The sequence below is a fragment of the Psychrobacter sp. MES7-P7E genome, from assembly GCF_002863645.1.
Taxonomy (GTDB): domain Bacteria; phylum Pseudomonadota; class Gammaproteobacteria; order Pseudomonadales; family Moraxellaceae; genus Psychrobacter.
Genome location: NZ_PJBU01000073.1, coordinates 1 through 14,497 on the forward strand (window position 1 = coordinate 1; position 14,497 = coordinate 14,497).

The 14,497-nt window shown below is 43.6% G+C and carries 12 protein-coding genes; 8 read left to right on the plus strand and 4 right to left on the minus strand.

Annotated features, from left to right (window positions below):
- Nucleotides 1–444: 444 nt before the first annotated feature.
- The 5 genes from CXF62_RS03140 (at nucleotide 445) to CXF62_RS03160 (ending at nucleotide 6,280) form a co-directional block, all read left to right on the plus strand.
- Entirely contained in the window at nucleotides 445–1,671 is a 1,227-nt protein-coding gene (locus CXF62_RS03140; RefSeq protein WP_102092880.1) for a S1 family peptidase, read from the plus strand.
- Nucleotides 1,672–1,713: 42 nt separating this feature from the next.
- Entirely contained in the window at nucleotides 1,714–3,030 is a 1,317-nt protein-coding gene (locus CXF62_RS03145) for a phosphoribosyltransferase domain-containing protein (RefSeq protein WP_102092881.1), read from the plus strand.
- A gap of 42 nt (nucleotides 3,031–3,072) precedes the next feature.
- Entirely contained in the window at nucleotides 3,073–3,903 is an 831-nt protein-coding gene (locus tag CXF62_RS03150) for an HAD hydrolase family protein (RefSeq protein ID WP_102092882.1), read from the plus strand.
- Between the two features lie 65 nt (nucleotides 3,904–3,968).
- Nucleotides 3,969–5,150 (plus strand): cysteine protease StiP domain-containing protein, encoded by a 1,182-nt coding sequence (locus CXF62_RS03155; RefSeq protein ID WP_102092883.1) that lies wholly within the window; start codon nucleotides 3,969–3,971, stop codon nucleotides 5,148–5,150.
- A gap of 65 nt (nucleotides 5,151–5,215) precedes the next feature.
- A complete protein-coding gene (locus CXF62_RS03160) occupies nucleotides 5,216–6,280 on the plus strand; it encodes an HpcH/HpaI aldolase/citrate lyase family protein (RefSeq protein WP_228153145.1) in 1,065 nt (354 codons plus the stop codon).
- A gap of 173 nt (nucleotides 6,281–6,453) precedes the next feature.
- Here CXF62_RS03160 and CXF62_RS03165 read toward each other — a convergent pair whose 3' ends face one another.
- Complete coding sequence (locus CXF62_RS03165; RefSeq protein WP_102092884.1) at nucleotides 6,454–7,266, minus strand: alpha/beta fold hydrolase; 813 nt, start codon at nucleotides 7,264–7,266, stop codon at nucleotides 6,454–6,456.
- A 339-nt stretch (nucleotides 7,267–7,605) separates the two neighbouring features.
- On the opposite strand from CXF62_RS03165, the gene CXF62_RS03170 reads away from it, so the two are divergent.
- Nucleotides 7,606–8,403 carry an enoyl-CoA hydratase/isomerase family protein gene (locus tag CXF62_RS03170; RefSeq protein WP_102092885.1) on the plus strand — a complete coding sequence of 266 codons (798 nt, stop codon included), beginning with the start codon at nucleotides 7,606–7,608 and terminating at the stop codon, nucleotides 8,401–8,403.
- Nucleotides 8,404–8,531: 128 nt separating this feature from the next.
- Here the strand turns inward: CXF62_RS03170 and CXF62_RS03175 are convergent, their stop codons facing one another.
- From CXF62_RS03175 to acnB, 3 genes are all read right to left on the minus strand, one after another.
- On the minus strand, nucleotides 8,532–8,972 hold the full coding sequence (locus tag CXF62_RS03175) for a PACE efflux transporter (protein WP_102092886.1): 441 nt from the start codon (nucleotides 8,970–8,972) through the stop codon (nucleotides 8,532–8,534).
- Between the two features lie 208 nt (nucleotides 8,973–9,180).
- Complete coding sequence (locus CXF62_RS03180) at nucleotides 9,181–9,624, minus strand: DUF805 domain-containing protein (RefSeq protein ID WP_228153146.1); 444 nt, start codon at nucleotides 9,622–9,624, stop codon at nucleotides 9,181–9,183.
- A gap of 234 nt (nucleotides 9,625–9,858) precedes the next feature.
- On the minus strand, nucleotides 9,859–12,462 hold the full coding sequence (gene acnB, locus CXF62_RS03185; RefSeq protein WP_102092887.1) for a bifunctional aconitate hydratase 2/2-methylisocitrate dehydratase: 2,604 nt from the start codon (nucleotides 12,460–12,462) through the stop codon (nucleotides 9,859–9,861).
- A gap of 405 nt (nucleotides 12,463–12,867) precedes the next feature.
- Between acnB and CXF62_RS03195 the strand changes: the two genes are divergently transcribed.
- Nucleotides 12,868–13,278, plus strand: a complete 411-nt coding sequence (locus CXF62_RS03195; protein ID WP_057760859.1) for a carboxymuconolactone decarboxylase family protein — start codon at nucleotides 12,868–12,870, stop codon at nucleotides 13,276–13,278.
- A 165-nt stretch (nucleotides 13,279–13,443) separates the two neighbouring features.
- Nucleotides 13,444–14,487 (plus strand): lipoyl synthase, encoded by a 1,044-nt coding sequence (gene lipA / locus CXF62_RS03200; RefSeq protein WP_102092889.1) that lies wholly within the window; start codon nucleotides 13,444–13,446, stop codon nucleotides 14,485–14,487.
- Nucleotides 14,488–14,497 lie beyond the last annotated feature (10 nt).

Consider the following 14,497-nt stretch of genomic DNA (forward strand, 5'->3'; position numbering starts at 1 on the left):
AGATTAGAATTAATAGGTTTAAATCAAATACTATTTTTAAACTTTACAGATAACACTTGGTCACAGTAGAGTTACTAAATAGCAATAGATTTTGATTGTATTATCACTGGAATTTGGTTTTGTAGCAATACACTACATGGCTTTGTCCGATAAGTGGCTACATTAACCGACAAATGGCTAGACTATAAAACCCTATCATTATTTTATAAAAACAATTAATTATTAAAAGGAATCCCGAAACTATTTCAACCTATATATCTTGATATATCTATTATGCAATTAATCTTAACTGTATATTAAAACACCTATTAATGTTTTCTCTTCATAGAATGGTAGGTTCAAAATAAAATCAAAACCCTTTATGTATTCAGACTTTAGTCTCAAAGATAAAATCATTAAACAATAAAAATAATTATAATCGCGCAAATAAACTAAGGAAATGTGATGTCGAAGCAAGTCGAATTAGTGCTAGGAGCCAATACGGTTATCGAAAATACAAAGTGTGCGATCGCATTTTCTACTACTAAACCATTAGAGTTTGGACAGCAGCTTGGACTATTGTGGTTGCCATTAGATGCCTATCGTAAAGCCGTTTGTAGTCCTGCTTATTTACATGAGTCTAAAGACTGGGCTCAGCTCGATAGCAAGGATAATCCAAGCGCATGGCAGTTAGATTTACCCCAGTTATTTGATAAAAATAATGTTAGTTTCTTACAACTGATTGCTTATGTTTATCATGAGCCAAGCCTAAACTTACCAGCGGTAGAGTTAAACGACGTAAGCCTCACGCTCAACAACGGAGATATTCGCTATCACTTCACAACAAACGAGCGGCATGTCAAAGCGGCGATTATATTAGAAATATATCAGCGTAATGGACTGTTTAAATGTCGTGCGCTTGGCGAGGCATCAACCCAAGGCTTAGCGAGCCTTGAACATCATGTACAGGTTAGTCTGAATGTTCGTCCGCCTAGCACACATACGCTTATTCAAGAAGCGCAACAGCAGCAGCGTATTCAACTAAATAACGAAGCTCGCCCTCCCCGTCATGTACAAGCAGGCGAGACTTGGACAGGAACAGCATTTGCTATTGATCCCTATCATCTGTTGACCTGCTATCATGTAATTGAGTCAGCAGCGATGGTTGGCATACGTCAGCAAGGTCAGCCTGATCGCGAGGCACAAGTCGTACTCAGCGATATCGGAAGCGACTCAGCTATTATTAGAGTTAGCGATCCTTTGCCTAGCTACCTCCCACTGGCGCAGCAATGTGTTGATATATTGGGTGAGACTATTACCACGCTGGGGTTTCCGTTATCAGGACTGAGTAGCCAACTGCAAGTCACTCAAGGCTGTATATCAGGACTGACAGGTTTAAATAACGATATCCGTCATATGCAATTCACCGCACCCATTCAGCCTGGATCTAGTGGTAGTCCTTTATTATTGCCGACTGGAGAGGTCGTCGGTATGGTCACATCAAGTCTGGTTCATGAACATGCACAAAATATGAACTATGCGGTGAAATTTCAGTTATTATCTGCCCTACTGGCGAGCGCTGGTATCAGTTTGGAGAACACGTCTGATTTGACCAGTGCTACGCCTCTTACCACACCTCAGCTAAGCAAGCAAAGTCGCAGTGCCTTATGGCTGGTTGGCTGTCAGGGTTAAAAATCTACGACGACATACAAATAAAAGCGCCAAGGAATATGAATGTTAAATGAGCAACACAGTACGACCATCACCCTACCCCGTGGTACGCTAGATCTAACTTACCAAACCAACTCAGCCACTAACAAATCAGCCATCAATCAAAATAGCGCTGAACAACACGAGCATTATCAATTAGAAGATTTGCTAGGATTTGCCCAGCGTATCAACCCAAAACGGGCGTTTTTGTTTGTCTCAAAAGTGCTAGGTCGTCATATTCCCGTTGCGCCAAGCACCATGCGAGAGGCATTTACTGATTTGGCTAACTTAGTACCTAGTGAGTTACCTCAACCTATTCTAGTCATTGGTATGGCAGAGACCGCTGTTGGTCTATCTGCTGGTGTACATCAAGCGCTACAAACGCGCTATCCTCAAGCCCTGCTATTGAACTCTACGCGTCATACACAGCACGATAAAAGTAGTGATGCCAATGGTACTGACTCTTTACTGACGACGTTTTGCGAAGATCACAGTCATGCCAGCCAGCATTTGATTTATCAAAGCAAAGATAGCGTTACTCAAGCGCAGCTACTGGCCAGTAAAACACTGATTATGGTCGATGATGAAGCCTCAACGGGTAATACCTGCGTTAATGTCGTCACTGCACTACGTGAAGCAGGACTGACCCAGTTAGAGCAAGTGCATCTAACAACATTAGTCGACTGGTCATTAGACCAAGAAACACCTAATCCACAGTCAGACGCTAAGCCTGCACGTATGGCGGATCGTCTCGCTGGTATTGAGTTTCATCGACATCATTTACTGTCTGGCGCATGGCAATGGACAGATGCCCCTAATCCTGAACCCATTATGATGCCATCGGTTGATACTACTGCCGCTGGTAGTCAGGCGCTCGGTGATACGGGCAACTGGGGGCGTTTTCCAACACTAGACAGCACAGAGGGGTTTGCTAACTATCTTTCAAGTTTTCAGACTGCATTTACCCGCTTTAATAGCCAAGAAAACTTTGATGTTACTCAGCTACCAAGAAAAATCTTAGTCTTGGGCAGCAATGAGTTTGTTTGGTTTCCGTTTCTATTGGCTGAATGGCTTGAAACAGAGTCCGGCAAGCTCAACGAAGATACAGCTGCGACTGTCAATTTTAGCGCATTAACCCGCTCACCGATTGCGCTTGGTGGGGCGATTACCACGATGCTGAGCTTTAGCGATAATTACGGGCTTGGTATGACCAATTTTGCTTATAACGTTGAGCCTAGTGATTGGGATTTGATTGTGTTGTGTATAGAAACATCAGCTGATAGTGTGGATGCTATGTGGCGAGGTTTGGATAACGTGCTGGTGGTGAGCCCTAGTCTTTAAACTGCTCTCTAATTTTCAAACCTATTATTTACGGACGACACCATGACTACCTCCTTTTTTAAAGCCAACCCAGACATTATTAAGCCTTATGCCTTGATGGATTTGGACGACACGCTATTCCAAACCCAGCGTAAAATTGATGCATGGGACTTACCCACTACTGAGCCTGAATCTTTGGTATGTGCAACAGTCAATAAGCAAGACGAGCCTTTGAGCTTTATGAGCCAGCGCCAAGCAACCTTTTTTAATTGGTTGCTTGCTAGTACTGAATTAATTGTAGTGACGGCAAGGGATCGTAGTGAAATAAAACGCGTTAAATTGCCCTTTGATAGCTGGCAAGTATTGACCCATGGAGCAATTATTTTAACGTCTGACGGAGCGCTGCTGAGCAGTTGGCAGCAGCATATGTATAGTAAGCTTGCGACATTGCAAGTTAAGCTTACTAAGTTAAGCCAGTTATTTGCCAGTCATAGTCAAAGCGAGCAAAGTCATTTAGTATTTACACCGCATATCGATAGCTTTAACAATGGCTCTGTTGATAAAGAGCTAACCATTTATCTGGCTATCAAACATGCACAGAAAGATCATCAAGCCCTCGTAGATTTAGCTGAGAAACTGCCCACTTTGATACGTGATTTTGATCAAGATTTCTATGTGCATGTGAATGCCAATAACTTAGCGATATTGCCCCATGCGGTTCACAAGCGTCATGCGGTACAGTTTTTATTAGAGCATCATTTAGACCATCAGCGTCCCAGTTTTGGCTTTGGTGATAGCTTAGCTGATCTGCCTTTCTTACAGTTATTGGACTGGTACGGTATGCCCAATCATGGCCAATTGCATGAGCAATACCCGTCTAAATCGTCAGGCTAAACCATTAGTTTAAACTGCAGTCACGCAAATCCACTGTTATCATTAAGAGTGCTATTATTCATACTATGACTTTACCTAATATACAGACCAAAAGAGCCGATTTAAAAAACTATGGCTCAGGCAGCTATCTTGCAAGCGATGTCACTGTCCTACTCGACATGGTAGATAAGGACGCGGTTACCGATGTGCCCGTCAGTCGAAAAGAAGCGCTTATCCAAAGTGGACAACGCCATTACTCTGACATGTTGACCTTAGAGCAAGCACCTACTGCAATGCATGAGCAGCTATACATACAGGCGTTAGAGCAAGGGTCAACAAGGACCGCGACTGATATCGCTCATTTGTCTCATACGCTACATCATGTTTTTCAGCAGAATGTGAGTGATGAGCATCCACTGGTTTTGGTCAGTTTGGTGCGAGCTGGTCTGCCAATTGGTGTGTTATTGCAGCGTGCGCTGTCGGATACAGACAGTAGCTATCGCTTGCCAAGTGTACATTATGGCATCAGTATCATTCGCGATCGTGGTCTTGATCCAGTGGCTTTGCAAATGCTACTGGATGCTTATCCAAACAGTCCAATCGTATTCGTCGATGGTTGGACAGGTAAAGGGGCCATATATCAAGAGTTGGCTCGTAGTCTAGAGACGTTTAGCGATTCTACTAATGTTAATTTTGCCAACATTTTTCATCAAGGCGCTAACGTCATTCCGCTACTGACCCTTGCTGATCCGGCTGGCGTTGCTTGGCTCGCGGCAAGTGAAGAAGACTGGTTAATCCCATCGGGTTTGTTGAACAGTACCGTATCAGGGCTTATTTCACGTAGCTTGTATACAGAGCCGTCATCAGGCCTGCATCGCAGTGTCTTTTATGATGATTTAATAGCAGCAGATCACAGCTTGGCATTTATTGATCGTATCGATGCAGCGAGACGATCATTGGCTACTACTCCAGTACGTTTACCGATTTACCAGCAGCCACGCTACCAGACTGCGGTGTTGATAGAGACGTTGGCAGCAGACTATAAGATTATCAATCGCAACCGTATTAAACCAACAATTGCCGAGGCAACACGTGCCATATTGCGCCGTGATCCCGAGCGTATATTGCTCGCCACTGCTGAGCACCCTGATACCGTACTGCTACGCCATTTATGTGCACAACGAAACATCAATATTAGTGTATTAGGTGATAAAATACTGCCTTATCAAGCCATCACGCTTATCAAGCAGCGCTCCCAAGACACTTAATACATTTAACGGTATTAAATACTTTCTTTTTCGTTCTCTTATACTCTCTACTTATGATGCCAATTATGTCAGATATGCTAAAAACCGAGTCAGACCTTTACAATGATACCCAATCTTATGCGCATCTGATCACTGAGCGTCATGCGATGGTCAAACCGCACACGCACCATCCATATCAGCTTGGTGCTAGCTTATACATGCCTGCGACTCGCCAAGATATTTGGCAAGTCATTAAGCGAGATAAACTACCGACGATCAATAGTATTATTATCTGTCTAGAGGATGCGGTCAGTCAGCAGGATGTAGAGTTGGCGCTTGAGCGTTTGCGAACCCTGCTGGAGACATGGGCTGAGCATGTGAATAGCATCAATGCGCCATCTAAATCAGCGAAGATTCATGCTCAACACCCGACACGTCCACTGGTCTTTATACGTCCACGTAGCCCAATGATGCTACAGCAACTGGCTGACTATACTCATATCGATCTCATCGATGGTTTCGTCATGCCGAAAGTTGATATGTATAGCCTATCTAACTGGCGCATGGCTTGTCAGAACCTAAAAGTAGATCAACTACTTATGCCGACGCTCGAAACCGCAGCGCTGTTTAATCCGCATCACAATCAGGAGCTTGCCATCGCTTTTAAAGAAGCATTTAGCCAGCCAGTTTTTGCATTGCGTATCGGTGGTAATGACTTATTTGCAGCACTGCGCTTACGTCGCCCAAAAAACAGTATTGTCTATGACTCGCCTATCGGTACGTTGGCTTATCAAATGCTTGGCTGTTTTGTGCCGCATGGTTTTTATCTTACCGCGCCAGTATTTGAGTATTTAGATCAACCGACGCTGTTTATGCAAGAGCTGAACCGAGACGTCAGCCTAGGAATGGTAGGCAAAACTGTCATTCATCCAAGCCAAATTGCATTGGTACAGCAAGCTTACTGTGTGCCACTGAGTACATTGGATGAAGCACAAGCGATCCTTCACACTGAGGCCAAAGCGGTATTTAAGTACAATAATACAATGCTAGAGCCTGCGACGCACCGTGCTTGGGCGACTGAAATTGTCAATCGTGCAGAAGCCTTTGGAACCATTGATGATGGACATAGCCAATACAGCTCACGAATGTAGCTTTCATTGCCGATAATGGCTGTCTGCCATTTAACAACTTGCACCATACAAAAAGCCGCTATCAAATAACAGGTAGCGGCTTTTTTATATAGATATATGCTCAGGATTTCCTATAGATATATGCTTAGGACCTTCTATAGATATGAGGCTTCAAAGCTCTCGAACAATATCTACTAAGCATAACTTTCCAAAAACTGACGAAGTACTTTGTTCACTTGATCAGGCTCTTCTACTGTCGATGTATGACCCGCACCTTTGATAATAGCAAGCTTGGACCCAGCGATAGCAAAATGCATGCGTTCAGATTTGGCATAAGGCGTAGCGGCGTCTTCATCACCAACCACAATCAGTGTTGGCGTTGTAATCTTACCCAACTGCTCATAAGTACCTGTACGCTCAATAACGCCCATTGTTGCTTTGACCACACCGCCCTTGCGATTGCTTTGTAGCATTGTTAGCCACTGCTTACGGTCAGATTTGCGCAGTTTGTCCGCCAAAAACGTACTGCCAAACATGATTGGCATCACTTTATTACTCACACGCTTCATACCTAGCCAGCGAATCGCTTTGACCAGCTTGCGATACTGAGGTATATTTTTTGGATCTTCAGGGTCAGCAGAGGTTTCTAACAGCGTTAATGACAATAGCAATTCAGGGCGTTTGAGCGCGATACGTTGAGCCACGAACCCGCCCATAGATAGCCCAACAAAGTGACACTTATCAATACCAAGCGCTGCAAGTAAGCCAAGCGTATCGTCAGTCAGCGTCTCCATATCATAGCCAGATTTAGTAACCTGCGACTGACCTTGCCCGCGAAAATCAAAAGCAATACAACGATAGTCTGTTTGAAAGTGCTCCACTTGCTTGTCATACATCTGTGAGCTCCACAGTAGACCATGAGCAAATACGATAACAGGCTTTTGTGTGTCATTCGGTGCGCTGTCTTCGTAATAAATATCAGCGTTATTTACAGTGATAGTTGGCATAACCACATCCTTGTTTGATCAATGAAAAGTTCGAGCGTACCCTTGTGTCTTTTACGACTCTTTTACGCTCAACCTTGCATATTAGCATAATCCATTAGCCCCTTAGGTCATAGCCTTTTTACGAGCCAGTCGTTTTGTCCCATTAGCTAGCATCAGCTTTTACGATAGAATAGTAAAGTTTACCAGTATTTAGATGTGTCTTACGCGCCCACAAAACACGCTTTTATAATCGTAGCAAGCTGCTATAGTAATCAGCATTGAACCATTTTCACCTTTATCTAAAAGCGTTGTCATTGATACAACATATTAAAACAGTCATTTAAAATAAGGAAATCTCAAATGTCACAGTCTCTCGTCGATTATCAAGTTGCAGAGCACATTGCTACCATTACCTTTAACGATCCAAAAAGCTTAAACGCTTTTGGCACACCCTTAAAAAACCAAGTCTTGATAGCGCTAGATAAAGCGGCCGCAGATGATCAAGTACGAGTGATTATTTTACAAGGGGCTGGTGGTAACTTCTCAAGCGGCGGCGATATTAAAGAGATGTTGTCTGAAGGATTAGACAAGGATATTGTTTCAAACAAATTAAGAGGCATGGTAGAAGGTGCAGGCGAAGTCAGCTTAAAATTGCGTCATATCCATAAGCCGATTATTGCCAAACTAGAAGGTGCCGTGGCAGGTGCTGGCATGAACTTGGCACTCACTTGCGACTTCCGAATTGCCGCAGACAACGCAAAGTTTGTACAAGCGTTCGTTAATATTGGCCTAGTTCCAGATGCAGGTGGCATTTACTTATTAAACCAATTGGTTGGTGCAGCAAAAGCCACTGAGCTTGTGATGCTAGGTGATAAACTGAAAGCCGAAGACATGGCGCGCTTAAACCTAGTAAACAACGTGGTAAGTATTGACGAGCTAGAAGCCACCGTACAAGCATTGGCGCTACGATTGAGCCAGCTGCCAGGCAAAGCGTTGGCCGCTATGAAAGAGAGCTTCAATGTACACGCCTTCGCTGGTTTGAGCGCGGCGTTAGATACGGAAGTAGAGCAACAGACAGTAATGGCAAAAACCGATGACTTTATCGAAGGGGTTAGCGCCTTTATCGAAAAACGTAAGCCTGTATATCAAGGTAAATAGCAATTTAAATAACGAGACAATAAGCTGTTCGATTTGAACGCTGAACTTGTTTTGACTAGATGGTCTGTAGTGATGCTATCAAAAAAGGGCTGCCAATATGGTAGCCCTTTTTTTGTTAATGCCTTTAATTAAGAAGCGGACGCGGGTTTAGAATGATAAGGTAAAGTAAATATCTTGTCAAAAATCAGAGTAAACGTAAACGTATAAACTAAGAAAAATAGCAGTAGCGCTACTTCCATCATAAAGGCTTGAAGCAAACCTACATGATACCAAAACATATACAGTGGCAAGCAGATCAACACTAGCCCACCTTCAAAACCAAAAGCATGAACACTACGTATCCATAACGTGCGACGTACAATGCACCTGCGACGTTCCCACGCTTCAAAAGCGGTATTATATATAAAGTTCCAAACAACGGCTGCTACCGATATCATTACGGCGATTGGTAAGGATTCTGATGCATCACTGTGACTGAGTTTCATCAATATAAGGGTAGATAAGATAATCGCGATAATTTCGAAAGCGGTCACATAAATTAAGCGACGTTTAAGCGGTGATAAGGTCATTAACCAAGACTCCAAAGCACCTGTATTTAAACAGCAAGGTGCGTATCAAAGTATCGGTCCGTCCCGAGTTAGAAAAGATAAATAAAGTGCAGAGCCACGGTTTCCGCCTGCCCCTATATTATACAGAAACAAAACTCAAAAATCAGTGAGCACATTTGTAAACAGATGTAAGCCGTTTTATTAACGATTATCGCCTGTTTTAACCGGACTATTTTGCCGGTAGACCCCATTTATTGGTTTCAGGCTTGGTATCACTCACTAGAAATACTAGCAATATAATAGAGCCTATCAGTGGCACTATCCCTATCAAAAACCACCATCCTGAGCGGCTAGTATCATGCAAGCGGCGGATAGTCACGGCAAGACCAGGCAGAAATAAACCAAGTACTGCTACTATGTAAAATAAACCTGTCTCTGAGCTGAATATTATTGCGTCTAGCAACATTGCAACGATCATCACCCCCATTTGCACTAGAAAGAAATACCAATACTCCTTACGGCGCGCACGACCAGAAAAATTCGTGTAATTTCTCATGCCCTTTTTAAACCAATCAATGATGCCATAATTTGCTTCAGCATTATGATTGTTAGCCATCGTAGATCTGGGCAGTGGCGGCGGTGTCGCTTTATCGAGCTTGATATTATTTTCCATAGGGCTTTTTATCTCAGTCGTGAAAAGTAGAAATCGTCAGTTGTAGAAATCGTCAGTGAAAATTATCAACAATTGGCTTTGATTATAGATACTCAATAAAAGTTTGTAAATGAATACTAGTTTTCTTAGAGTCATCAATAAAAAACCCCGCATCATGACGATACGGGGTTTCTTTATTTACGTATAAAGTTTTTAGTATAAAGCTTCTAATTTTAAAAGCTTATATACTCAAGATTAGGTCAACTGAGCAACGTTAATCTTGTCTGCTTCTTCAGTATAGTCTTCCATACGGTCGAAGTTCATGTATTGATAGACTTCATCACCCATGCTATTTAGCATGCCAGCATATTGCTGATACTCATCGTTAGTCGGTAGTTTACCAAGTACCGCTGCGACTGCTGCAAGCTCTGCAGAAGCTAGGTATACGTTAGCGCCTTGACCTAGACGGTTCGGGAAGTTACGAGTTGAGGTCGATACCGCCGTAGATTTCGGTGCGATACGTGCTTGGTTACCCATACATAGTGAACAACCTGGCATTTCAGTACGAGCGCCGGCTTGTGCATAGATGTTGTAGTAACCCTCTTCCATCAACTGACGTGCATCCATCTTAGTAGGTGGTGCAATCCATAGACGAGTTTTCAGGCTACCTGCTGGTACGTCTTGTAGCAATTTACCAGCGGCACGGAAGTGACCGATGTTAGTCATACATGAACCAATGAATACTTCATCAATGGTATCACCAGCCACGTCTGCTAGCGTTTTTGCATCATCTGGATCGTTCGGGCAGCAAAGGATAGGCTCTTTAATTTCGCTCATATCGATAGTGATGTCGATAGCATATTCAGCATCATCATCAGCACGCATGAGGCTTGGGTTAGCCAACCACTCTTGCATTTGCTCAACACGGCGGCTGATCGTACGTGCATCGCCATAGCCTTCTGAGATCATCCACTTAAGCAGTGTGATGTTTGAGTTTAGGTACTCAGTCACTGACGCTTCAGATAAAGTGATGGTACAACCAGCAGCACTACGCTCAGCTGAGGCATCAGACAATTCAAACGCTTGCTCAGCAGTCAAATCTTCTAGACCTTCGATTTCAAGAATACGGCCGTTGAACTCGTTGATTTTACCTTTCTTATCAACCGTCAAGTAACCTTCTTTGATCGCTTGATAAGGGATAGCATGTACTAGGTCACGTAGGGTGATACCAGCTTGACGCTCACCAACAAAACGAACACGAACAGATTCAGGCATATCAAGTGGCATTACACCAGTTGCAGCTGCGAAAGCAACTAGACCAGAACCCGCTGGGAACGAGATACCCATTGGGAAACGAGTATGCGAGTCACCACCAGTACCAACGGTATCTGGAAGTAGCATACGGTTCAACCATGAGTGAATGATACCATCACCTGGACGTAAGCTTACGCCGCCACGGTTCATGATAAAGTCAGGTAGTGTGTGCTGAGTCTCAACGTCAACTGGCTTTGGATAAGCAGCAGTATGACAGAATGACTGCATCACTAAGTCTGCTTGGAAACCCAAACATGCCAAGTCTTTTAGCTCATCACGTGTCATCGGACCAGTGGTATCCTGAGAACCGACAGTCGTCATCTTAGGCTCACAGTACATACCTGGACGTACGCCTGACAGGCCACAAGCTTTACCAACCATTTTCTGGGCAAGCGTAAAGCCTTTACCAGTATCAGCTGGCTCTTCTGGCTTAGCAAAGATGTCTGAATGACCAAGACCCATGTATTCACGAGCACGGTTAGTCAAACCACGACCAACGATCAATGGAATACGGCCGCCAGCACGAACTTCATCAAGCAATGTTGGTGAGTTCAGTGAGAACGTTGATAGTACTTCATCAGAGTCATGCTTAGTGATTTTGCCTTCGTACGGATAGATGTCAAACACATCACCCATGTTTAGGTTATCCACTGCCACTTTTTCGATTGGCAATGCGCCAGAGTCTTCCATCGTGTTGAAGAAGATAGGAGCGATATTGTTACCAAGTACTAGACCGCCGCCACGTTTGTTTGGCACGTTAGGGATATCTTCACCCATCAACCACAATACTGAGTTGGTGGCAGACTTACGGCTAGAACCAGTACCAACAACATCACCAACATAGGCTAGCGGATGGCCTTTTTCTTTAAGCGCTTCGATTTGCTTCATTGGGCCAACAACGCCCTCTTCGTCAGCATTGATGCCGTCGCGAGAGTTTTTGTGCATGGCTAGTGAATGCAATGGGATATCAGGACGGCTCCATGCGTCTTGCGCAGGTGATAAGTCATCCGTGTTGGTCTCGCCAGTTACTTTAAACGTCGTGTAAGTGGTTTTCTTTGGTACTTCAGCACGGTTCAAGAACCATTCTGCGTCAGCCCAAGACTGAATTACTTCTTTAGCAATAGTGTTGCCAGCTTCAGCTTTTTCAGTCACGTCATTGAACGCGTCAAATACTAGCAAAGTTTTCTTTAATGCTTCAGCAGCGTCTTGTGCAACTTCGCTATCATCTAGTGCAGCAACTAGTGGCTCAACGTTGTAGCCACCTTGCATAGTGCCTAGAATTTCAACAGCTTTTTGCTTGCTGATAAGTGGTGATGATGTTTCACCCTTTAAGATAGCAGCCAAAAATGCCGCTTTAACGTATGCTGCTTGGTCAACACCAGCAGGGATACGGTTTTCTAATAGGTTCATCAAGAACGCATCTTCGCCTGCAGGCGGGTTCTTTAATAATTCAACCAACTCTACTACTTGTTTTTCATTTAGTGGTAGGGGTACAGTTCCTAGCTCAGCACGTTCTTCGACATGTTTACGATAAGCTTCTAACACAATAGTCGTCCTCGTCAGTTGGGGTGTAGCACATTACGTGGGTAGTCAGCATGACTGCCTGCGTCTATATACTATATGAAATAATTATCCGTGCAATCATAGCTTAAAACGCTTTAAATGTTAATGGCTCAGCTCTGAAAAGGCGCATAGTAAGGCCATATTGAACATTTATTATAAAAATAGTGCCATCAATAATATGATTGTAGCGCTCATTATAACTGGCATTTGCCTGATTACGCTTATCAATAAGCGCTTGCTTTATGACTGAGCAGACACCATATGACTGATATACGATTTTGTAAGAAACAACTTCGATAAAATCTCGCTTAAAGAAATGTAGCAATATCGATGTATTAACAGTCGATTTGGTAAAAACATTTTGGTAAAAATATTAAGGACGACGATATGACTGATAGCAATACGGACAACAATCCTAACTATGATAATGGTCTCAAGGTACGCACTGAGGTGATGGGTGAGCAGCATGTCAAACGCTCGCTTGATGCGGCCACAGGATTTACCCAGCCACTGCAAGACTGGATTATTGAACACGCTTGGGGCAGCACTTGGCAAGATGACTCAGTATTACCACGCAAGTATCGCTCATTAATCACTATTGCCTTTTTAATTGCTCAAAAAAGCCCAAATGAGTTGAAAGGTCATATACGCGGTGCCATTAACAACGGGGCCAGTGTCGCCGAGATTAGAGAAGTGCTCATGCACAGCTTGCCGTACTGCGGTGCACCTGCTACTCAAGAAGCGTTTCGCGCTGCCATAGATATACTGAATGAGTTGGAAATCGATATAGATATTTAAAACTATGGTCGTCAAAGCAATCGTAGTACCCTTAACAAAATCGCAATCTTAACAATATTGTTTAAAAATTGACGACCAAATTTCTGCTATAATATCTGCACTCATAAAACATTCTGATAATTCCATAAACCCTTATAATATAAAGGGTTAAGAGATAACTCCATTATGACAACTGCCGTACAAACACATGTACCTGCTGCTAAGGCCAAACCAAAAAAAGCCATCCAAGGCGAAAAGCTACGTGGCTACGACAAAGTTGCCCGTATCCCAATTAAGGTGATCCCGACTGTCGAGGCAAAGAAAAAGCCTGATTGGATTCGGGTAAAAATGTCCTCGCCTGCTGAAGTCGCTCGTATCAAAGCAACCTTGCGTGAGCAAAAGCTTTATACCGTCTGTGAAGAAGCAGCCTGCCCTAACCTGCCACAGTGCTTCGCTGATGGTACAGCCACCTTTATGATCATGGGTGATATCTGTACGCGTCGCTGCCCGTTCTGTGATGTAGGTCATGGTCGTCCTAATGAGCTAGACAAGGATGAGCCGCGTCATACCGCTGAGACGATTCAAGGTCTACAACTTAAGTATGCCGTAATCACCTCTGTCGATCGCGATGATCTAAAAGACGGCGGTGCGGGACATTTTGTGGAAGTGCTAAACGAGTCAAGAGCACTTAGCCCAAACTGCTTGATTGAAATCCTAGTACCAGATTTCCGTGGTCGTATGGATATTGCATTGGATTTATTGACAGAGACTGCACCAGATGTGTTTAACCACAACATCGAAACCGTGCCACGTCTATACAAAGCCTTCCGTCCAGGTTCTGACTATCAGCATTCGCTAGATTTGCTTAAGATTTATAAAGAGCGTCGTCCTGATATCGCCACCAAGTGCGGCTTTATGGTTGGTCTTGGCGAGACAGAAGAAGAGATCTATGCGCTACTCGATGATCTAAAGGCTCATGATGTAGATATGATCACTATCGGTCAGTATCTACAGCCTAGTAAAAACCATGCGCCTGTCGATCGTTATGTCCATCCAGACGAGTTCCAACGCTATATGGACTACGGTAAAAAGATTGGCTTCTTTAGCATTTGGGCAGGTCCAATGGTACGCTCAAGCTACTTTGCCGATCGTCAATACTATGGCGAAGATTGCCCAGCACCTATCCGTAGCAAAAAAGTATTAGAAGCTGAAGGCAAACTTGGCTGCTAATTTAGCAATA